This window comes from Legionella worsleiensis, from assembly GCF_001467535.1.
In the GTDB taxonomy this organism is placed as follows: Bacteria; Pseudomonadota; Gammaproteobacteria; order Legionellales; family Legionellaceae; genus Legionella; species Legionella worsleiensis.
Genome location: NZ_LNZC01000027.1, coordinates 26,218 through 48,149, shown reverse-complemented (window position 1 = coordinate 48,149; position 21,932 = coordinate 26,218). Strand labels below are relative to the sequence as shown.

The window sequence follows — 21,932 nt, the reverse complement described above, 5'->3', positions numbered from 1 at the left end:
ATTAAAGAAAAGATGGGTAAATAGGTTGTTCAAGCCCAAATCACTTCTCTTGTTTTGAGAGCCTCTTTGCGTTCTGAAGTGGTCTTTTTTTTGGATAAGCATCAGTCTTGAGCAGTAATGTATAAGACCCTTCAGGTTGGTTGCGAATCCATTCACTAAACTCTTGATTAGGATAAATTCCTTGCGTGACATAAGTGTAAAATAAATTAATAAAATCAACTCGAGCTAGATGGTATTCACGTTTCCAGGGTTGTTCGGACAGAGTATCTTTAGAAGTTAATAAATTAATTCCCCCCATACGCTGTTGCCTGATAATAATGTCATTCAGGCTTACTTCTGCACCGTTGACTAAAATATCATGCATGACCATGAATGTAGTCGTTCTGCCTTTACCTGCGGCACAATGGTAATGAAGCCATGCTTGTTTGGGTAGTTTTTTTAACAGAGAAAGAAATAAATCAACGTGTTCTGGAGATGGTGGATGGTAGTCTGGTACTGGAATTCTATAATAATTAATTTCGGCAAGCTGTGCGGTTTCTTGTTCGGTATGAATGTTTTTAATGGCTATGGATTCAGGGCTAACAGGAACTTTAAAACCGGATACAGGTCTCCCCAGTATATTGATTAAAAGAGTATTTTGTCTGGAGAGGTAGTTAAGCCAGTCTTGTTCCTCTTTTTTTATTTTCGTAAATGTTTTACCCCAGTTAATTTGATCTTTTTTATAGAAAATGCTGATGGGTAATCCATTGAGGTACAGATGAGTTTCTTGTCTTAGATCGATGATATTTACCTGATGTGTACCCCCGTAATTTTTTTTAAGCCAGGTCATATTGTTTAATGTAGGAATGGCGCTGCCCGAGATAAATAAACGTTCCAAGCCTTTAGTATTGATTCCAGATTGCTTCGTGAGGTCATTAGCGCGAGAAGCCTGAGGGCTTCTCCACCGAAAAGGTTTTTCCTGGGTTGTTTGGGGATTGTTGCGCCAATGGTTATCTATCCAGAATGCTCCTTGAGGTAATTGAGGTATTTGCAAGAGGGGAATGGTGTTGGATGTTTTTGCGTTCAAACTGCATGTATTGAGCAGGGCAAATAATATCCATAAACCAATGGTTCTTTTTTTACAGCAATACGTTGATTGCTTTGACAGTCGTGTATTCATTGATTGGGTTATAAAAATCATAAGAGCGACTTTAAAGTTTAATGGAAGGGATAGCCGATTACTACATCTTGCATCGGTTAGAGGCGTATTTTAATTTTCGTCAGTAATTTTTGAGAGTTTTGTTTCTTTGGCTGCATCTTTTATTAATGTGCGCAACCATTGGTGAGCCTGATCCTCGTTGTCTTTAGGGTGCCAATATTGATAACAGCTGTACATCTCTGTTAGAAAGGGGGATGGTGCTATGCTTAACTCGGTAAATGTGTTTAATCGTTCTGCTGCCGAACGAAGTGTCATAGTCAGGTAATTGGTTCCTGGCAACGCTATTAGTGGAATCAGTCCATGATCGGTGCAGACGGATACTCGTTGTGCTTCCCCCTTTTTACTTAAATAATGGTCAAAGTGGTTATGGAATGGGACATCACTTAATGAGGGCTGGATCAGGGGGTAGTTTAGTAGGTCATCTATATTTATTATGCCATGTGCAAACGCCGGATGATTCTTACATCCGACTATCACCACTTCATCATAAAATAATACTTGTTGCTTAAGGCTTCCCGGAACATTTTCAAACATACCTATCATTACATCCAGTTCACCGGATTCAAACACATCCGCAGAAGCTGAATAATTTGGGTGAATGAAGCGAAGTTTTAGGTAAGGCGCCAATTGTTGAATTTTATCAATCAGGATTGGCGCTAATACATAAGAAATCAGATCGGACATACCAATGTGAAAAGTTCGGGTATCTGTTGCTGCTTTAAAAGACTGATGAATTGAAAATACAGCGTTAATTTGGGATATGGCAATACGGGTTGGCTCGACTAAAGAAAGAGCTAAAGGGGTTAGTTGCATGATGTTATGTTGTCCCGGTACCAGGAGGGGATCGTTATAAAAGGTTCTTAATTGTTTTAATGAAATGCTCATAGCAGATTGACTAATGCCTATTTGTTTACTGGCAAGGGTTACGTTTCTGCAACTAAGAAGAGCATAAAGAGCACGCAGTAAATTAAGATTCAAGTGTTTCATGCTCATTTTTTTAAAGATAAGCTTATGAAGGATATAGCAGATGTCTTGATGTATATCAAGAACCTGTTCTCCCTTGATCTTTCATTTTCAAAATTGCCCCCTCGTGTTGTGCTATAATTGAACAATCGGTGTGGGAGCTACTATGAAACGCTTTTTTTTACCCCTTTTGGGATTATTTATGGCCTCATTATCTGGCTGGGCTCTGGATTATGATGTGCACAGAAATCCTCAGGGTCAGTTAACTATTCAAGATAAAGCCCTCCAGGGAGATGTTCAATCTCAGCTTGAGCTGGCTATTCAATATGAGACGGGGGCCGAATTAGTACAAGATTTTAAAAAAGCGGCATATTGGTATCAAAAGGCAGCAGAGCAGGGCAATGCAGATGCGCAGAATAATCTGGGTTTATTGTATTTGAAAGGGCTTGGGGTTCCAAAAGACAATCAGCAAGCGATTATCTGGTTAAAAAAAGCCGCAGCTCAGGGATCTGCTTTGGGTCAGAATAACCTGGGGACTGTCTACGAATACGGCTATGGGGTTGCCAAGGATATGCAACAAGCGTTTATCTGGTACAAAAAAGCTGCTGATCAAGGAAATTCTGATGGACAGTACAATCTTGCTGTATTGTACATGCAGGGTAAGGGCGTTAAAAAAAATACGGCACAGGCTGTCCTCTGGTTTGAAAAGGCCGCTGCACAAGGTGATGTGGTTGCGCAGAATAATCTTGGTATTATTTATTCCATCAGTGGAGATTATCAGGATTATCAAAAGGCATTAACCTGGTTTAGTAAAGCGGCAGCCCAAGGTGATGCCGAAGCACAAAATAATCTGGGTTTGATGTACATGAAAGGGCAAGGAGTAGCAGTAAACTATGAGGAAGCGGTTTTCTGGTATAAAAAAGCTGCTGAACAAGGTCTGCCCTTGGGGCAACACAATCTTGCGGTCATGTATACGAACGGGCTTGGTGTTAAAAAAGACAACACCCAGGCGATTTACTGGTATCAAAAAGCGGCAGACCAGGGAGAGCCTTTGGCGCAAAATAATCTGGGCGTGATTTACATGAATGGGGAGGGCGTGAAGGCTAATGTCAAAAAAGCCATTTACTGGTATACCAAAGCCGCAGAACAAAATCTGGCTCTGGCACAAATTAATCTTGGGTTGCTTTATGCCGATGGAAAAGGAGTAAAGCGTGATATGGCCAAAGCAAAGTACTGGATAGCCAAGGCTCGAGAGAGTGGTTCTAAAGATGCGGAAAAAATTTGGGTTTATTACACCTTATGGAAGTATTGATGCCTAGGCTCTATCGCAAAATCTAAATTTATGTTTCTATAATAAAATGAATATCAATCATTAATCGGATCAGTGCAATGCCTGTTCGTTCTCTCCATAATCCAGAAGACAGACAATGGCGAATTTTACTGGTTTATCATGTTTATAGACTTTTAAGCGTTATTTTACTGCTGGGGATGTATTTTTTCAGTTTCATTTACAAATTACATTCTCCCTTATTTTACACCACTCTTATTCTTTATTTCTTTTTTGCTTTAATTTTTTTAGTTATTGGGTATCAAAGGCTTCTGAGCTTTGATAAGCAGGTGTTTTTAGCAGGAACAGTGGATGTTATTGCTATTTCCATCATGTTGAGCATTATCGGAAATATGGATTCTGGTTATGGAATTTTATTAAATGTCACCATTGCGGCACTCAGCATACTGGTTCCAGGACGATTGGCGATTTTTTTTGCTGCCCTTGCCAGTTGTTTGCTGTTATGCGGCAATATATTAAAGTTTATACTGGATAACCAAAGAGACTTAAGTACTTTTTTTTATAGTGGAATTTACGGTGCCGGATTTTTTGCTACAGCGATTACCGCCTGGTATCTTTCGAATTGGGTCAGACAATCGGAGTATTTGGCTCGCCACCGCAGCTATGAGTTGGCCAGTATGCAGCGCATTAATGAATACATTGTCGAAAGACTGCATTCAGGCGTTGTTTATGTCGATGGGGCAAAGCATATTAAATTAATCAACTCCGCTGCACGGCAGTTTTTTAATCTTACCAAAAAAAATACGCCAGGATCCTTGCATCAACTTTCGGAACAACTTGCTGGAAAGTTCGATCAATTTTTAGTAAAAAATAAAATAAATGAGGGGATTGCACAAACTATAATCGAAAAACCGTATTTGAGAGTTCATTTTTTTTCAACTGATGTTGCCAATAATCCCGAAGTGCTTATCCTCCTTGAAGACATGACATATATTGGTCAACAGGCACAACAGCTCAAACTGGCCGCTTTGGGGCGATTTTCAGCAAGTATTGCGCACGAGTTACGAAATCCCCTGGGGGCTATAGCTCATGCAGCACAATTGCTCGGCGACAATCATGTGCTAAATGAAGAAGATTCTCGTTTGAAACAAATGATTATGAACAATTGCCAGCGAATGAATGGTGTTATTAAAAACGTGTTGCAATTGACTCGTCGTCAACAATCTCATCCTCAAGTTAATGAAATAGTGAATTTTTTAGAACAGTTTAAACATACTTTTTGTCAAAGCAATCAATGCAATCTAACGATTAAAGCGCCCAAAAACAGAAGTATTTCATGTGTATTTGATACGAGTCAACTGGAACAAATATTAGTCATACTTTGTGATAATGCCATGCAGCATGGGCGTGATGAAGATGGCCAGGTGAATATTATTATTGCTGTAAAATGTTTAGCGAACAAAATTATGATAACGGTAAGTGATTCGGGATGTGGTGTTGCTGCTGAGAACAGAGAAAATATCTTTGAGCCGTTTTTTTCTACCTTACGCACAGGTACCGGCATGGGTTTGTTTCTCGCCAGAGATTTATGTGAAATGAATCAAGCTCGCTTAGAGTTGATGAAATCAACTAAAGGAAGTTGTTTTGCCATAACGTTAAATTCATCGGAAGAACTATTAATATGACAAAAAACACCGTTTTGGTCATTGATGATGAGCCGGATATTCGGGAGTTATTAACGCTCACCTTATTGCGCATGGGCTTGCTTTGCGATACTGCCTCTAATTTTAAAGAGGGGATGGAAGCCATAAAACAGAATCATTATTCTATGGTGCTTACCGATATGCGCTTACCCGATGGTGATGGTATTGAACTGGTTAAATTTATTCAAAAATTTAAGCCGCAGATACCCGTCGCAGTCATTACGGCTTATGGAAATGTTGAAGGTGCTGTGAATACCCTCAAAGCTGGCGCTTTTGATTATGTATCCAAACCTATAGATTTGATGATGTTAAAGGATCTTGTCAAAACAGCACTGGCAACGCAGAGTACGCAAATAAGCCCCGAAGATGAGACTTTGGTAGGTAATAGCCCAGTGATGAATCAATTGAAAGAAAGTATTCATAAACTGGCAAGAAGCCAGGCGCCCGTTTTTATTCAGGGGGACTCGGGTGTAGGAAAAGAATTGGTTGCCCAACTGATTCACGCTAATGGCCCGAGAAGAGATAACCCCTTTATTCCTGTGAATTGCGGTGCCATACCTGCTGAATTAATGGAATCAGAGTTTTTTGGCCATGCCAAAGGGAGTTTTACGGGGGCTACATCCGATAAAAAAGGGTTATTTGTTGCCGCTCATGGCGGTACTTTGTTTCTCGATGAAATTGCAGAGCTTCCACTGGTTATGCAAGTTAAGTTATTACGTGCAATTCAGGAAAAAGCGATAAAACCTATTGGTGAATTGTATGAAATTCCGGTAGATGTCCGCATACTCAGTGCCAGTCATAAAAACCTGCTGGATGAAATAAATGCGGGTACATTCAGGCAAGATTTGTATTATCGTGTCAATGTTATTGAGTTAAGGGTGCCCTCCTTGGCTGAGCGACTTTCAGACATTCCTGAATTAGCGAAAGCGATATTGAAAAAATTGGCAAAAAATCAAAAAAGATCACCTGTTATGCTGAGTAATGACTGTTTTAATTTACTGCAAAGTTATCACTTTCCTGGAAATGTCAGAGAGTTAGAAAATATCCTGGAACGCGCTATGGCGATGAGTGAAGGCGAGGTCATTCAACCCGGTGACTTGCACATACCGAAATTGCCATCAAGCACACTGACCCCTGCGGGAACCGCATCATCAAATTTAACCGGGTTTCTGCAAGAACAGGAAAAAGAATTGATACTGGATGCGCTTAATAAAACAAAGTGGAATCGAACCGCTGCCGCTCGTTTGTTAGGCGTGAGTTTTCGTACGTTGAGATACAAATTAAAAAAATTCGATCTTGATTAGGGTCTGTGGTGAATAACTATTGTTTTTTGTAATCACTTTCTACTACTTTTTGATAGACAGTACTGATTTGAGAGCCGTTCCACACATAACTAAAATGTGCGCCTTGTTGGCAATGATGAATGGAGCTTGGTTTAAAAAGCGCAAAGTTCGTTCCATCTGAGCGTATGGAGTGATATACAATACCGTCTTCCCGATGTTCTTTGATTTGTGAACCAAAAACCTGGCTTTGCGAATAATCTACCGGAGAATACAATGGATTATCCGTTTTATTCAGTAGCGTTAAGTTAAATAAATCGGCGCTGAATTCTGCTATCAAGCTTCGCATAGCCAATTCCTGAGGTGGTTCTTTGGTATATGAGAGGAATTGTTCTTTATGGTATACGGTTTCTGCAATTGCGGTTGATAGTGAATCTGCGGCATAGTAAATGCCGTAGTCACCATTTGAAAATCTGCTTCCATCGGGATTAATGTGCGTAAAAGCGGCCATAACATAACCGCAACCTGGAACACCATAAAGCCTTTGATCTGCAGGTACTCGTTCCAGTAAGCCTATTTCTTCCTGAATGCGAGGATTAGTCAGCATTTGCACTGCAAATAAAGCCTCGAACTCTTCGGGATCAGCAACGTCTTCAAATAAATGAATGGGCGGAAATTGAGAGGGAATAATACGGTAGCAGCGTTGTCTGTCAAAGGTTGATTTTGCAAATAAATCCAGGGAAATCATCAGGATTTACCACCTCGTTCTGCATTAAGCCTGCTGGCTACAGCCCATAAATCGACAACTCGCCCTTGTAACATGATGTCCATAGCGGAACGTCCATTAAAAAATGGTGCTGTATTGGGTTTTCTTACCCATTGATACACCGAATCCGGATCGGAAAATAATATTCTTAATGCCGCATGAATGTTTAAGATGTAGGAAATACGTTCGGTAATATCATGACTAAATGAAGCACGATCTGGTGCATTTTTATATTTGAACCAGGTAGAGCGCTTTAAGCCCAATAGAATCAGTGCTTCATCTGTAGAGCAATGCCACTTGGCAAAAATATTTAAAACTACTTTAAAGGCTGTTGCAATATGCTCTTTGGCTAATACGGGGGATGTGTTATTAGGAATCATCACAGCACCTTGGGTCTGAACAATAGTCTAAATATAGACTATTAACTATATAAAGTCTATATGTAAACATAGCTGTACCACATAAAAATATGCCATGTCCATGTAAATTAGGTCATGGCGTCAAGTCTCAGTAATTTGGCGACTCGCATGCAAGGGATGGATTTGTGGGATGTTTAGTTTTCGGTCATGAATTTTATTTCATCAATTTTAGCTTCAATGCGAGCGGACAGATAGGGATCCTTTTTAGACAAACTACGTGCCACTTTTAATTGAGCTACGGCTGCTCTGTGTTGCCCTTCAAGTAACAAACATTGCGATTGGGTAAAATAAGCGTAATTTTTTTGATGCGATTCAGCTTGAGCTCGAGCTAACTCCCGACATAAGGGTAAATCGTTTTTATAAATTCTGCTGCCTTTAAGCAGTACGCTCGTTGCTTTTTCTGCTTGATTGGCTGAAAGTAAGCCTTGAGCGTAAGCCATTAACGCAGCATAATTATCGGGATAGTTTTTTTGAGCTTCTGCAAGGCGGTTGATGGCCGTTTTATATTGGGATAATCCCAGTTCAGCCTGAGCTAGTGCTATTTGAAAATACAAATTATCTGCATGCTTATCGATAAGAGGCTTGATACGATCAGCGGCCTTTGCAAAGTGATTAGCGTTTAAAAGAGCAAGGACATATCCGTACTGACAGGCTATGGCGTTGTTTTTCTTGTGGCAATCATGCTCATAATAGTCCAGTATTTGCTTGCTTTGCGGTGTTACGGAAACACGAATCAGTTCTTTAAATAAAGAATAATCCATTGAGTCATCATGTTTTTTATTTTCCAGACGGGCGGTTCGGTTTTCTGCCTCAGCGATACGATCTGCGTCTATGGGGTGAGTGCGGAGAATTGCAGGAACATCAGCAGAATAATAATAACGGGAATTTTCCTGCATTTTTTGGAAAAAAGCGGCCATGCCACGAGGGTCAAAACCGGCTTTAATTAACATGTCTATACCTATTCTGTCTGCTTCTTTTTCTTTAGAGCGGGTAAAATTAATATTGTCTTGTGAAAATCCTGAAAGTGATGCCATCATGGCTCCCATTCCTGCCGTCGGATTTAAAACACCAAGGGCCGCAGAGGCTAGCATAGACGCTAACATGGGAACTCTCATCTGCTTCTGGTGCTCAATCATACTGTAAAGATGATGCAAACGAACGTGAGCAATTTCATGAGCCATTACCGCAGCCAACTCGCTTTCATTCTGGGTAGTTAAGATGAGTTGTGAATTAATTCCTATGTAACCCCCTGGTCCTGCGAACGCATTGATTTCTCTGGATTTTACAATAAAAAAATAAGGCGTTTTGATTTTTCCATGAGATGCGAGTTTTTTTCCTATATGATTAATGAATTGATTGGCTAATGGATTGCGTTCTACACTGTCTGATTGGTTAATCAATTGAATAAATTGATGTTCCAGTTCCTCCAACTCTTTTGTGGAGTAGGGAGAAAGTCCGCTGGCCAAGGCGCATTGCATGGTTAGAAAAAGTGCAAACACACTTGACCAGGGAAATAGCCTGGAAATAACGGCTTTTAACACATAATCTAAACTCAATTGAATCATTAGGCTACTCATAAATTGAATAATTTGTTATCATTCGTACATCTTTAAAAGGTGGTTAATCAATGCACGAACAGTTTTTGCTTGCGGCACTTAAACAAGCCAAACTAGGTCAGGGGATTTGTGCGCCCAATCCTAGCGTTGGCGCAGTAGCTGTGCGAAATGGCTCGATTATAGCACAGGACTGGCATAGGGGTGCAGGTTTGCCACATGCCGAACAACTATTGTTAGCACAATTTCCCCCTAAAACGCCAGGGGTTAGTTTATATATTACTCTGGAACCATGTAATCATTGGGGAAAAACGCCTCCCTGTGTCAATGCGATTATCAATCATGGCATAGAACAGGTGTATTTTTCTTTTAAAGATCCTAATCCTATTGTTGCCGAAAATAATTCCACTGCTCTTTTAGAAGCTCATGGCATTAAGGTAACGCATTTGCCTTTACCCGAAATTGATGAATTTTACCAAAGCTATGCTTATTGGATTTTAACTCGCAGACCCAGGGTTACGGTAAAGATGGCTCAGACTTTGGATGGCAAAATAGGACTAATGAATCATGAGCGTATCATGCTCTCGAATTCTTTATGTTATGAATTTACTCACAAAATGCGTGCAACCAGTGATGTTATATTAACCAGCTCAAATACCGTGAGAGCTGATAATCCTCTAATGAATGCCCGCTTTATTGATCAGGAGCTGGCAAAACCAGTAGCTATTATTGACCGTGACCTCAGTTTGCCAAAAGAGGCTTTAATTTTTTCCAAGGCCAGTCACTGCCATATTTATTACGGTGCTCCGGGGGTTAGTGCAGATAAGAAAGGGCTAAAAACAGGCGCAGAATCCCCTCATTTGCACCACTCATGTTTTCCCTATCCTAACAGTACCTATCACGCCACGCCTTTAAAATCAGGACGACTGGATTTAAATTCTGTTCTCACTCACTTGGGAGAACAGGGGTACCATGATGTTTGGGTAGAAGCCGGGGGAGCAATTTTTAGTGCCTTACATCAGGAAGGTTTGGTTCACAGGACTTATTTGTACATCGTTCCTGTATATTTGGGTACTAAAGCCATTTGTGCTTATCAAAACAGTGAACTATTTGACCGCAAACATCAAGTTTCCTGGCACGAAATGGGTGATAATATGATAGCATGTATCGATTGGCAGGAGGTTTAGTGTTTACTGGTCTTATTGAAAAAACAGGAGAGGTGCTTGCAAACCATGAAGGTGAATGGGGGAACAAGCTGATTATTTCATCAACTTATGAGCATTTAGAGGTTGGTGAAAGCATTGCGGTTAACGGCGTATGCCTTACCTTATTATCCTCTGAATGTGGAAACTTGCATTTTGATGTATCACCTGAAACATTAAAAATAACTACTTTAGGGCGTTTATTGTTGGGCGATTTGGTAAATCTTGAGCGATCCATGATGGCAGCAACTCGTTTTGGCGGTCATTATGTGACTGGTCATGTAGAAAGTACCGCTGTGATAAAATCAATTAAACCAATGAACGAATATGTTGAAATGGAAGTAGATGGATTTGCTGTTGACTCCCTGTTTTATTTAATACCCAAAGGCAGTATTACTGTGGAAGGAGTAAGTCTGACCATTAACGAGGTAATAAACCAGTCCATTAAACTAATGCTGGTACCCCACACTTTGCTACATACCTCGTTAAGAACGTTACGAGTGGGGCAGCAGGTAAATATAGAATTTGATTATCTTACCCGTATTGTTGCTCATCAGCTTCAAATTGCCGGGAAGTTGAACTATGAGGTAGAGAAATGAAGCATTCATTGATCGGTATTGACGAGGCAATGGAAATACTCAAAGCGGGTAAAATGATTATTCTTATGGATGATGAAGACAGGGAAAATGAAGGTGATTTAGTCATGGCCGCTGAATTTGCCACCCCAGAGGCAATCAATTTTATGTCACGCTTTGGTTGTGGTTTGATTTGTTTGCCTATGGCTGAGGAATTAATTGAAAAAATTCAACTTCCCATGATGGCGCATAACAACAAATCACCCTATGGCACTGCGTTTACCGTTTCAATTGAAGCAGCTCAAGGTGTTTCAACGGGTATTTCAGCGCAAGACAGAGCTCATACTATCAAAGTTGCCATTGATCCGCACAGCGGGCCTGCTGATATTATTTCTCCGGGGCATGTGTTTCCCTTGCGTGCGCGAAAGAAGGGCGTACTGGAGCGAACAGGTCAAACTGAGGGTAGTGTTGATTTGGTCAGAATGGCTGGTTTAACTCCTGCCGCAGTCATTTGTGAAATTATTAACGAAGACGGTACTATGAGTCGGCGGGATGAGTTGATGGTTTTTTCTGAAAAGCATCAAATTCCTCTGGTCACTATTAAAGATCTGGTTGAATATCGTATTAAAAATGAACAGCTGGTTACTGCGGCAGCAACTACCACTATTCCTTTAAAAGATTATGGTCTTTTTGATATGACGGTTTTTGAAAATGAGCTGGACAGCGCAGAACATTTTGTTTTGGTCAAACCGCCAGTTTATGGAAATCGTGTTCCTCTGGTTAGAATCCACTCAGAGTGCATTACCGGAGATGTATTTGGTTCGTGTAAATGTGATTGTGGCAATCAGCTTAAAGCGTCACTTACCCAAATTGCTGCAGAAGGGGGCGCACTTATCTATTTACGACAGGAAGGAAGAGGCATTGGATTGGCTAATAAGCTTAAAGCATATGCTTTACAGGAAGAGGGGTTGGATACTGTTGAGGCTAATTTGCAACTGGGTTTGCCAGCAGACGATCGCAATTATGCGATTGCCTATCAGATATTGAAACATTTAGGTATTGATTCAATACGTATGTTAACGAATAATCCTTTGAAAATTTCAGCTATGGAACATTATGGGATTAATGCTCAGCGTATTCCTCTGGAGATGGAACCTACAGATGAAAATCGTGGTTATCTAATAACAAAAAAACAAAAGCTTGGGCATTTGTTGGCTATAGATTAGGATGAAAATGAAGTTAATTAAAGCACATTATACCGAATTAAAGAGTCCATTCCCTATTGCGGTAGTGGTCAGCACGTTTAATGAGGCAATTACCACTGCTATGAAGCAGGGAACCCTGGATCGTTTGGCTGAACTAGGTTTCAAACCCAATGATATTACCTTGGTTGAAGTTCCTGGCGCTGTGGAAATTCCTCTTGTCGCTCAATTATTAGCCAAAACCAGACAGGTTCATGCTATTATTGCCTTAGGCGCTGTAATTCGTGGTGAAACCACTCATTATGATTACGTTTGTGAACAAGTCAGTCAGGGCTGCCAAAGTGTTATGCTTGATTACGAAATTCCGGTTATTTTTGGTGTTTTAACTACTGAAAATGAAGAGCAGGCCTGGGATCGTCTCGGTGGAACTCATGGCCACAAAGGAAGAGATGCAGCTGATTGTGCTGTTGAAATGTATTTGTTGAGTCAGCAACTCCAGTAAGGTTTTAATACGCTACAGAGTAACGGGCAGTTATTAATTTAGTTAAAATTTCTGTTATTTATATTTTCACTTTGGTAGAATTAAATCCCGTTTACATGCAAATTTAATTTAGAGCCAATTTGGTGGATTCGGCATTTTGAACGGGGTCAAACATGACAAATTATATTTTTATTACTGGCGGAGTTGTATCTTCTTTAGGGAAGGGTATTGCTGCCGCATCACTTGCAGCCATTCTTGAGGCTCGTGGCCTAAGCGTTACGTTAATCAAACTGGATCCTTACATCAATGTAGACCCTGGTACTATGAGTCCATTTCAACATGGTGAAGTTTTTGTTACCAATGATGGTGCTGAAACGGATCTTGATTTGGGGCATTACGAGCGTTTTGTAAAAACCACAATGACGAAAAGGAATAATTTTACCTCTGGAAAAATCTACGAAAACGTAATTAAAAAAGAACGAAGGGGCGATTATCTGGGTGGAACAGTTCAGGTCATTCCACATATTACCAATGAAATTAAGCGATGCATTAAACAGGGTGCAGAAGGATTTGATGTCGCTATGGTTGAGATTGGTGGAACAGTTGGCGACATAGAATCCCTTCCATTTCTTGAAGCCATCAGACAAATGCGGATAGAGCTTGGATCGCAACGGGCCTTGTTTATTCATTTGACCTTAGTTCCTTACATTGCCACTTCAGGTGAAACCAAGACCAAACCAACACAACATTCCGTAAAAGAATTGCGTTCTATTGGTATTCAGCCCGATATTTTAATCTGCCGCTCGGAAAAAGCGATTTCGCCATCCGATCGTGCCAAGATAGCTTTGTTCACCAATGTAGAAAAAGAGGGCGTTATTGCGCTTGAGGATGCTAAAAGTATTTATCAGATTCCAATGATTTTGCATGAACAAGGATTAGATGAAATAGTCGTTAAAAAACTGGGCTTGACTGTTCATTCAGCCGATCTCAGTGAATGGCAACGGGTCGTGGACATGCAGGCTACTCAAACAGCATCTGTAAAAATTGCTATGGTAGGTAAATATATAGAGCTAAGCGATGCATATAAATCGATTAATGAAGCACTGCTTCATGCTGGAATACACACGCAAACCAAGGTCAATATTATTTATCTGGATGCCGAAGTCCTTGAGCAAAAAGGTACAATCTTGCTTGAGGGAATGGATGCGATTCTTGTTCCAGGTGGCTTTGGTGAGCGGGGTGTTGAAGGAAAAATTAAAGCCATTCAATACGCTCGTGAGCATAAAATTCCTTTCCTGGGTATTTGTCTTGGTATGCAGACTGCGGTAATTGAATTTGCCCGCAACGTCGTTGGTTGGAAAGGTGCCAACTCTACTGAATTTAATAAAGAGACTCCATATCCGGTTTTAGGTTTGATTAGTGAGTGGATGGATGCAGATGGCAGCAGAAAAACACGCACAGAAGATACCGATTTGGGGGGAACTATGCGTCTTGGCGCTCAGTTGTGCCAGCTGGAAGAGGGTACCTTGGCTCGAGATGTTTATAAACAATCCCAGATTGTAGAACGTCACCGACACCGGTATGAAGTGAATAATATCTATGTTGATGAATTGGTAGCGCATGGTTTGATCATTTCGGGGCGTTCTGCTGATGGTTCTCTCGTGGAAATGGTCGAGTTAGCGGATCATCCCTGGTTTTTGGCTTGTCAATTTCATCCTGAATTTACGTCAAATCCCAGAGAGAGTCACCCTTTGTTTAAACAATTTGTTCTGGCAGCCAGAAAATTACATCAAGAAAAGGAACACGCATGAAACTTTGTGGATTTGAGGTAGGTATTGATAAACCATTGTTTTTAATCGCTGGTCCTTGCGTCATTGAAAGTGAAGCATTGGCATTAGAAACGGCAGGTTATTTAAAAGAAATGTGCAGTAAAATCAATATACCCTTTATCTATAAATCATCTTTTGATAAAGCCAACAGATCCTCTATTTCGAGTTATAGAGGGCCTGGTTTTGAAAAAGGGTTATTAATCCTTGAAAAAGTAAAATCGCAAATTGGCGTACCGGTATTGACCGATGTTCATGAGGATACCCCTTTGCTTGAGGTATCCAGCGTAGTGGACGTATTACAAACGCCTGCTTTTTTATGCAGACAAACCAATTTTATTCAAAAAGTAGCTGCATTAAACAAACCAGTAAATATTAAAAAAGGACAATTTTTAGCACCTTGGGAAATGAAACACGTTATTGCAAAGGCAAAAGCAGAAGGCAATGAACAGATCATGGCCTGCGAGCGTGGCGTCAGTTTTGGCTACAATAACTTGGTATCAGACATGAGGTCTTTGGCGATTATGCGTGAAACAGGATGCCCTGTTGTTTATGATGCCACCCATTCAGTACAATTACCCGGTGGAAATAATGGGGTCTCAGGCGGCCAAAGAGAGTTCATTCCAATTTTGGCAAGAGCCGCAGTAGCTGCGGGAATATCCGGTCTTTTTATGGAGACACATCCCGATCCTGATAATGCTCTGAGTGATGGCCCAAACAGCTGGCCTTTGGCAAAAATGCAACAACTTTTAGAGTCATTGAAAGCGATTGATGAAGTGTATAAAAAAACAGGTGAGTTTGTTTGATTATTGAGTAAGCATCAAAGTGCTTTTTCCATTTTTACAGTACCACGCATCCATTAACAACACTATATCTGAATGTATTATTCAATATAGTGTTTTTTTTTGAAAAAAATAAAATGACCTGGTTTTGGTACTGTGCTTAAAATTATTAATTTGATAGGAAGGTAGGTGATGAGTTTGGCGGAGAGGCAGGGATTCGAACCCTGGGAAGGTTGCCCTTCAACGGTTTTCAAGACCGCCGCATTCGACCGCTCTGCCACCTCTCCGACTGGTGTGAATACTATCCTAACATTCGCTGTTTTGCAAATATTTTTTGAAATTTTTGTTGTCCTGTGACAAAGTAAAGCGATTAAAACAATCCGGTCTTATCTTATTGATAATTTGTTTAAAGAATCGTTGAGAGAGTGTTCGCAAATGAGTATGTCCTAGGTATAATGTCCCCAATTTCCCAGTTACTGCTGTTAATTCGGCAGATACGATAAAAGGTGTAGTTTATGAAACGATTTCAAATAGTGTTCCTTATCAGTTTAGTCATTGCCTTGTCTTCTTGCGCTAAGTGGAATCAGGACGATGATGAAAAAAATCCTTATAAAGGGATGACCGCTAAACAGCTTTACTCTGCATCAAAGAACTCATTACGTAAAGAGGAATACGCAACCGCAGCAAAGCAGCTTGAAGCCATGGAGTCTATGTATCCTTTTAGCGATTACACAGAAAAATCACAGATGGATTTAATTTATGCTTATTACCAGAATGAGGATTATCCATCTGCCGCTGCTACCGCAGAGCGTTTTATTCACCTTTATCCCCGTGCCAAAAATGTTGATTATGCCTATTACATGAGGGGATTAGCTAATTTCCAACAAACTCGTGGTGTTTTTGCCAAGGTCTTGCCTATGGATGAATCATGGCGTGATCCGGGTACTCAAACTCAGGCCTTTCTTGATTTTGCAACATTAATTCAAAAATTCCCCAACAGTAAGTATAAAGCCAATGCTTTGCAACGGATGATCTATTTGCGCAACATGTTTGCTCAGCACGAGCTTAATGTTTCTCATTATTATTTCAAACGTAAAATGTATGTTGCTGCCATAGAACGAGCTAACTATTTGGTAAAAAATTACCCTCAAGCCCCGAGTGCACAACAAGCGTTAGTCATTATGTATGATGCCAACAGAGCGTTAGGACTTAACAAAGCAGCTGAGGATGCATTGGCGGTATATAAAGCAACCTATCACACCTCTGATATGGTACGTGTTACTTCCTGAATGAATCCAGGGGAGCTTAATGCTCCCCTGGTTGTTTAAGACGAGTTACATTTAAGCGATTATCTCTTCTTGAGTTTCTTCCTCTTCTTCCGACTGAGTTGAACTGGAAGACGGCGCTAATGCTTTCAACAGATCATTTGTTAGCTCTCTTAATTCACCACTCAAAAGGGTTAAAGCAGCATCCTGACGTTGGTAATCCTCTTCAAGACCTTTAATTTCATTAAAGTCATCAATCAGATAATCAAGGCTTTTTAATTTTTTAAAGGTAAAATCATGGGTTAGAGTAAATTGAATTCGTTCTTTCCATATCAAAGAAATTTCAGCAGTTGCCATTCCTTGAGACAGTAGAGTAAGAATTTCTTCGGCGGGTAGTTCGTAGCCTTTGCAGTGTATTCGTTTTTTTTCATCATCAAGTGAAAAGAGCAAACAATCAGACGCTAATTGGAAATCACCAGGTAAAGTTTCCGGTGAATGAATCCATTCGGCAAATCGGAGTGCCAGATTTTCTGTGTGAGTCAGCGGTTCTATCGTAATTCCTGCAACTGATTTTCTTAAGAGTGAGGTTAGTTGAGAGGCCTGATTATTACTCGAGGCATTGATGATAATGTGTTTATTAACCGTATCAAGAATTGCAAGCAGTCTTTTTTGGATACAAAAGGACTTGGGGAGTAATTCAAATTCCAGATCTTCTGCTAATTGTGATTTTTCGGCGCGTTTTACAGTACGACCGTGTTGGGTTTCAATCATTTGAATTTTTTCTTCGAGCATTTTATTGATAACCCCGCGAGGCAATATTCGCTCTTCTTTTCCCATACATATTAGAGCGCTGCCTGAAACTTCATGAACCATTTCATCAGCAAATGCGGGAAGCCATCCGTATATAAATCGTGCATGTGGTGGACATGGCTTAAGACTTTCTTCGGCCAAAGAAGCATTTAAATCACAGTCCTCGTCCAATTGGTATTGATATATAAGAGCATTATTAAACCACATATTTTATCCTTTAAATAAATCAAAAATTTTAGCATGAATTGGTTGAGGCTGCGATCACAATTCCCTGGGAGACGATGAATCATTGAAGCATCGCAAATTGAAAGAATTATAAGTACCATCAGTGCAGTACGTGGATGACACCCACTGAGGTCAACCACGTACTGCTTTATTGTCTTATAAAATACAATAAGTACCTATAGCTATGGTTCTGTTATAGGGTAATTTAAAAAACTCAATATTGAGATTGGCAGAGTAATTGCGCATTAAAAATGCGAATAATCGTTCCTGAGTGTAAAATGCTAAAGATCTTTTTGACTTTGAAGCCATAACATTAGGTATTTCGACCATGTAGGTGGCATGCTCAACGTTTAATTTGAACGGTAACAGGTTTTTTTCGTTGGCTTTTTCTAAAGCTCTGGGGAGCGAGATGGTTTCCATAAATCCATAATGCAGCGTCAATTTACATACTCGCTCGTCAAGACAGCTTATTTCATAACGTTGGCTGTAATGTACATAGGGAATAGTTTCAACAATATAATTTACAATAAGCACGTTTTCAGGCACAGAACGGCTTAGTTTTAAGAAGTGCAGAAAGCTTCCGCCGCTTTTGTCATAGACATCAGTGATGAAAATTGCAGTAACACCAGGTAGTTGATTCAGACTTTTGTATTGCAGTTGTTTTAATATTTTTGAAATATCTTCTTTGTTTAAATAGAAGTTATTTCTCAAATACTCCAAGCCGTATCTCCAGGTGTACATGACAAAAGCGATAAATAAGGCAAACACAACAGGAACCCAGCCTCCGGTCAGAAACTTATGGGCGTTAGCTCCAAGAAACGCAAAATCTATTAAAATGAACAAACCGAAGATAAAAAATACCTTTAGTCCTGACCAATTCCAAATGGATACAGCAGCATAAGCTACCATGGCATCAACCAAAAGCATGTCGATATTAACGGCAATCCCGTAAGCGTGTGCGAGATTTTCGGAGGTAGTGAAGGTCAGGGCAAAAAGCATGGTGCCAACAAACAAAATAAAGTTAATTTGCGGCACATAAATTTGACCTGAATGTTTTCTGGATGTTTGGATGATGGGAATTCGCGGGCATAAACTGAGTAGTACAGCCTGTTTTGTCAATGAAAAGGTTGCCGAAATTACTGCCTGCGACGCAATGATGGTGGCGAAAGTGGCAATAATGATCAAGGGCAAATAAAACCAGCTTGGGGCTATCATGTAAAATGGGTTGCTGATGGATTCGGGATGAGCCAATAAATTGGCACCCTGACCGAAATAGTTAAGCAGCAGACAAGGTAGTACTACAACAAACCAGCCAGTTCTTATTGGTGCCTTACCAAAATGACCTATATCAGCAAAAAGTGCCTCCCCGCCTGTCATGACCAGAAAGATTCCACCTAATAACAAATATCCTCGCCATCCTTCATGATGCAAAAAAGAAACAGCAAAATAAGGGTTTACTGCCTCAAGTACTAAAGGTAATTGAATAATTTGAATTACGCCTAATATGGCTATGGTTAGAAACCAGACTAAAATCAATGGACCAAAGAGATATCCAATACTTTCAGTGCCCCGTGATTGAATCAGAAACAATAAGATAAGGATGATACAAGCAGTTGGCAGGATATAAGGGGTAAAGCTATGAGAAAGTGTACTCAGGCCTTCAACGGCACTAATGACTGAAATAGCAGGGGTGAGCATTCCATCCCCCAATAATAAGCCGGCACCGAAAATAGCGACTATATAAAATAGCGGTTCATAACGGGTGCTTTTGTGTTTCATCAGAGCAAGGAGTGCCAGTATACCTCCCTCACCATCATTATCAGCTCGAAACACAATACTAAGGTATTTGTATGAAATAATGATAATCAAACACCAAAATATAAGCGATAAAACGCCTAACACAGTAAGCTGGGTTATGGGCAAATCAGCTAAGGTAACTTTTAAGGCGTACAGTGGGCTTGTTCCTATGTCCCCGTAAACAACCCCAAGGGCACCGAGGGTCAAGCCATATGACAATTTAGTGTTTTTTTCCATGCTGATTCATGCCTTTTTTGATTACCAAAACAGATTGAGTGCTATCATGTACGTGGTAAAGCGAGACGTATTTCTGCCGCTTACCGCAAACCAGACACCACTAATGATACCTACATTTTTGCTGAAGTTATATTCAATTGCTGGTGCAAGAGATCTTGAGATAAAAGTACCGCCACCAATGTCTCCATCGAGCAGGGGATTTCCTTGATCGTCAATATCGTAAATCCCTCTAAAGCGTGTATTTTGTCCAGTACTCAGATTGCCTTCAAGCACGGCAACCCAGTTTTGCGTTAAAGTATATTCAAATGCAAAATCAACGGAGGTATCGGCTCCAACTCTTACTTTTCCGTGAGTATTGACTGTGCCGCCAAAAGTGCTAAGACCGTCCACATTAACCCAGCTGGCGAAATTACGAGATACAATAAACCGGGTGCGTAAGTAATGAGTTTGAAGTAATGGCAGCAAATACTGGAAATCCAGAGCAATTTGAGTCCTGTAAGCACCAAGCCCTGTAGCATCAGTGCCCTTGAGTAGAGGGTTTAGATTATCATATCGTCCAGTTGGGATGGTCTCTTTTAACAAAAGACGAAGATCAATTCTATTGAGTGCTTTTTTTTGTTCCAGAAGCTGAAATCCACCCGCAATAGAGGTATCACCCAATCGATTAGAATGAACGCCACGTGTGTTGTTAAAAAGATAAGGAGTAGTTAATTGTACGTCAAGCCATTCAGTGTAGCCGTGAGTAAGAATTGTGCTTCCTCTTAGGGAGCTGAACATAGGGCTACGAATAAAATTACCATTTTCATCAAAAGAGCCATTGATAAAGACATTGGTGTCATAAATTTCAAGATTCGTGTGACCATTAGGAATAGTATGCCCTGCGGGAGCCAATAGAGGACCTGTAAACCAAGGATCTGCATAAACGGTAGTTATCAAGAGCGTCAAAAATGAAATAATGAATCCTTTTTTTAAAATCTGCAGCATAATTGTTCTTATTCTCCATTGCGAAACGATCACTCAATAGTGTAGATTAGCTGACTTTTCGGTTGTGGGAAATAGTCATGAGCGCTAAAATTTTTTTAGTAGCAGCAAAGCAAGGTACTGTATTAAGAGGGCATCCTTGGATTTTTCCTAAGGCTATTGCTCGAAATAGCGGTAAATTGATCACGGGACAATTGGTTGCCATTCATGGAGCAGATGAAGAATATATTGGTGTTGGTGTGTACAATGAGCATTCTCTATACAGGGTAAGGGTGCTTGCTTTGGCAAATGAGCAATTTTTACAAAATGATTATCAATCCATAATCAAGCACAGGCTTCATCAAGCTCAAAAGATAAGGCAGATTTTAAATTTACCCAGCGGTCGTACCACGGCGTATAGACTATTCAACAGTGAAGCAGATGGGCTTTCGGGATTAACCATAGACCGGTTTAACCAGATTGCTGTGGTGTCGAGTTCTGCCTATTGGGTTGAGCTAAACAAAGAGCTTATTATTGATGCGCTTCATACTCTGCTTCCAGAGGATCAACTGATTTGGATTTCACAAGCAAAGCCACTAGCACAGGATGGTTGGAAGAAGTGTGATGCCCAGGAAATAAGGCAAACAGCAGAAGTGATGGAAGAGGGCATTAAATTTCAGGTTGAGTTTGCTCATGCGCAAAAAACCGGTCTATTTATCGATCAACGAGAAAATCATGAGCGAGTTGCAAAATTGTGCCAAGGCAAATCCGTTCTTGATCTTTATACTTATACTGGTGGTTTTGCTTTGCATGCAGCCAAGGCGGGTGCCTCTCGGGTAACAGCGGTTGACAGTTCGGCACAAGCCATTAACCAAGCCAAAAATAATGCAGTTTTAAACGATGTATCTAATGTTGAATTCGTAGAAGCTGATGCACGTGATTATCTTGCCAAGGCAGGGGAGTATGATGTTGTTGTTCTTGATCCTCCCAAGCTGGTTCCTTCCCAGCAACATGTGCAAAAAGCAAAAAATTACTATCGTTTTCTCCATAGAGAAGTATTCAAACACATGAAAACAGGGTCACTCTTAATGACGTGTAACTGTTCGTCTGCCTTATCATCTCAGGAGTTTTGTTCGTTAGTAAGTGCTCAGGCCGGGTTGGTAGGTAAGCAAGTGCGTATATTAGGTGTTTATGGGCCTGCAAGTTGTCATCCTACTTTAGCGTCTTTTCCTGAGGGGAATTATTTGACTGCAGTATTGTTAGCTGTTGTTTAAAAAATCTTTTTTTATATAAAATAACCATGCAACTTTATAATTTATCAACTAATCTAAATAGTAATAAAGAATAAAATTATTAAACAAGGATTTTTCCATGAATGCGAACTGGATCAAAAGATGTTT

Annotated in this window: 19 protein-coding genes and 1 tRNA gene; 11 read left to right on the top strand and 9 right to left on the bottom strand. The window is 40.3% G+C overall.

Annotated elements, in window-relative coordinates; genetic code table 11:
* Window positions 1-40: 40 nt before the first annotated feature.
* Both Lwor_RS09820 and Lwor_RS09815 read right to left on the bottom strand, forming a co-directional pair.
* Window positions 41-1,180, bottom strand: a complete 1,140-nt coding sequence (locus tag Lwor_RS09820) for a fused DSP-PTPase phosphatase/NAD kinase-like protein (protein WP_058493713.1) — start codon at window positions 1,178-1,180, stop codon at window positions 41-43.
* A 69-nt stretch (window positions 1,181-1,249) separates the two neighbouring features.
* Window positions 1,250-2,185 carry a LysR family transcriptional regulator gene (locus tag Lwor_RS09815; RefSeq protein ID WP_058493712.1) on the bottom strand — a complete coding sequence of 312 codons (936 nt, stop codon included), beginning with the start codon at window positions 2,183-2,185 and terminating at the stop codon, window positions 1,250-1,252.
* Window positions 2,186-2,327: 142 nt separating this feature from the next.
* Here Lwor_RS09815 and Lwor_RS09810 point away from each other — a divergent pair, with 142 nt between their 5' ends.
* The 3 genes from Lwor_RS09810 to Lwor_RS09800 all read left to right on the top strand — a co-directional run bounded on the left by Lwor_RS09810 (window position 2,328) and on the right by Lwor_RS09800 (window position 6,456).
* Window positions 2,328-3,473 (top strand): SEL1-like repeat protein, encoded by a 1,146-nt coding sequence (locus Lwor_RS09810; RefSeq protein ID WP_058493711.1) that lies wholly within the window; start codon window positions 2,328-2,330, stop codon window positions 3,471-3,473.
* Between the two features lie 77 nt (window positions 3,474-3,550).
* Window positions 3,551-5,134, top strand: a complete 1,584-nt coding sequence (locus Lwor_RS09805) for a sensor histidine kinase (protein WP_058493710.1) — start codon at window positions 3,551-3,553, stop codon at window positions 5,132-5,134.
* Window positions 5,131-6,456, top strand: a complete 1,326-nt coding sequence (locus tag Lwor_RS09800; protein ID WP_058493709.1) for a sigma-54-dependent transcriptional regulator — start codon at window positions 5,131-5,133, stop codon at window positions 6,454-6,456. Before Lwor_RS09805 ends, Lwor_RS09800 begins: the two co-directional genes overlap by 4 nt.
* A gap of 16 nt (window positions 6,457-6,472) precedes the next feature.
* On the opposite strand, the gene Lwor_RS09795 is transcribed toward Lwor_RS09800, so the two are convergent.
* From Lwor_RS09795 to Lwor_RS09785, 3 genes are all read right to left on the bottom strand, one after another.
* Window positions 6,473-7,180, bottom strand: coding sequence for an RES family NAD+ phosphorylase (locus Lwor_RS09795; RefSeq protein ID WP_058493708.1), 708 nt, complete (start codon window positions 7,178-7,180; stop codon window positions 6,473-6,475).
* Window positions 7,180-7,578: an MbcA/ParS/Xre antitoxin family protein gene (locus tag Lwor_RS09790; protein WP_058493707.1), complete on the bottom strand. Its 399-nt coding sequence runs from the start codon at window positions 7,576-7,578 to the stop codon at window positions 7,180-7,182. The genes Lwor_RS09795 and Lwor_RS09790 overlap by 1 nt, the downstream gene beginning before the upstream one ends.
* A gap of 173 nt (window positions 7,579-7,751) precedes the next feature.
* A complete protein-coding gene (locus Lwor_RS09785; RefSeq protein ID WP_415582839.1) occupies window positions 7,752-9,095 on the bottom strand; it encodes a M48 family metalloprotease in 1,344 nt (447 codons plus the stop codon).
* 149 nt (window positions 9,096-9,244) lie between these two features.
* On the opposite strand from Lwor_RS09785, the gene ribD reads away from it, so the two are divergent.
* The 6 genes from ribD to kdsA all read left to right on the top strand — a co-directional run bounded on the left by ribD (window position 9,245) and on the right by kdsA (window position 15,262).
* The gene (gene ribD / locus Lwor_RS09780; RefSeq protein ID WP_058493705.1) at window positions 9,245-10,357 is read left to right on the top strand and encodes a bifunctional diaminohydroxyphosphoribosylaminopyrimidine deaminase/5-amino-6-(5-phosphoribosylamino)uracil reductase RibD; all 1,113 of its coding nucleotides are present in this window, start codon (window positions 9,245-9,247) and stop codon (window positions 10,355-10,357) included.
* On the top strand, window positions 10,357-10,971 hold the full coding sequence (locus Lwor_RS09775; RefSeq protein WP_058493704.1) for a riboflavin synthase: 615 nt from the start codon (window positions 10,357-10,359) through the stop codon (window positions 10,969-10,971). Before ribD ends, Lwor_RS09775 begins: the two co-directional genes overlap by 1 nt.
* The gene (locus Lwor_RS09770) at window positions 10,968-12,173 is read left to right on the top strand and encodes a bifunctional 3,4-dihydroxy-2-butanone-4-phosphate synthase/GTP cyclohydrolase II (protein WP_058493703.1); all 1,206 of its coding nucleotides are present in this window, start codon (window positions 10,968-10,970) and stop codon (window positions 12,171-12,173) included. Before Lwor_RS09775 ends, Lwor_RS09770 begins: the two co-directional genes overlap by 4 nt.
* Window positions 12,174-12,180: 7 nt before the next feature.
* Window positions 12,181-12,651, top strand: a complete 471-nt coding sequence (ribH, locus tag Lwor_RS09765; protein WP_058493979.1) for a 6,7-dimethyl-8-ribityllumazine synthase — start codon at window positions 12,181-12,183, stop codon at window positions 12,649-12,651.
* A 152-nt stretch (window positions 12,652-12,803) separates the two neighbouring features.
* A complete protein-coding gene (locus Lwor_RS09760; protein ID WP_058493702.1) occupies window positions 12,804-14,441 on the top strand; it encodes a CTP synthase in 1,638 nt (545 codons plus the stop codon).
* On the top strand, window positions 14,438-15,262 hold the full coding sequence (gene kdsA, locus Lwor_RS09755) for a 3-deoxy-8-phosphooctulonate synthase (protein ID WP_058493701.1): 825 nt from the start codon (window positions 14,438-14,440) through the stop codon (window positions 15,260-15,262). The genes Lwor_RS09760 and kdsA overlap by 4 nt, the downstream gene beginning before the upstream one ends.
* 175 nt (window positions 15,263-15,437) lie before the next feature.
* On the opposite strand, the gene Lwor_RS09750 is transcribed toward kdsA, so the two are convergent.
* A tRNA-Ser gene (locus Lwor_RS09750) sits at window positions 15,438-15,525 on the bottom strand.
* Between the two features lie 228 nt (window positions 15,526-15,753).
* Between Lwor_RS09750 and Lwor_RS09745 the strand changes: the two genes are divergently transcribed.
* Window positions 15,754-16,527: an outer membrane protein assembly factor BamD gene (locus tag Lwor_RS09745; protein WP_058493700.1), complete on the top strand. Its 774-nt coding sequence runs from the start codon at window positions 15,754-15,756 to the stop codon at window positions 16,525-16,527.
* Window positions 16,528-16,578: 51 nt separating this feature from the next.
* Here Lwor_RS09745 and Lwor_RS09740 read toward each other — a convergent pair whose 3' ends face one another.
* The 3 genes from Lwor_RS09740 to Lwor_RS09730 all read right to left on the bottom strand — a co-directional run bounded on the left by Lwor_RS09740 (window position 16,579) and on the right by Lwor_RS09730 (window position 20,556).
* Window positions 16,579-17,520 (bottom strand): recombination-associated protein RdgC, encoded by a 942-nt coding sequence (locus Lwor_RS09740; protein ID WP_058493699.1) that lies wholly within the window; start codon window positions 17,518-17,520, stop codon window positions 16,579-16,581.
* A gap of 174 nt (window positions 17,521-17,694) precedes the next feature.
* Window positions 17,695-19,572 (bottom strand): potassium transporter Kup, encoded by a 1,878-nt coding sequence (locus tag Lwor_RS09735; RefSeq protein ID WP_058493698.1) that lies wholly within the window; start codon window positions 19,570-19,572, stop codon window positions 17,695-17,697.
* Window positions 19,573-19,593: 21 nt separating this feature from the next.
* Window positions 19,594-20,556: a hypothetical protein gene (locus Lwor_RS09730; protein WP_058493697.1), complete on the bottom strand. Its 963-nt coding sequence runs from the start codon at window positions 20,554-20,556 to the stop codon at window positions 19,594-19,596.
* Between the two features lie 77 nt (window positions 20,557-20,633).
* On the opposite strand from Lwor_RS09730, the gene Lwor_RS09725 reads away from it, so the two are divergent.
* A complete protein-coding gene (locus tag Lwor_RS09725; RefSeq protein WP_058493696.1) occupies window positions 20,634-21,806 on the top strand; it encodes a class I SAM-dependent rRNA methyltransferase in 1,173 nt (390 codons plus the stop codon).
* Window positions 21,807-21,932: the final 126 nt, after the last annotated feature.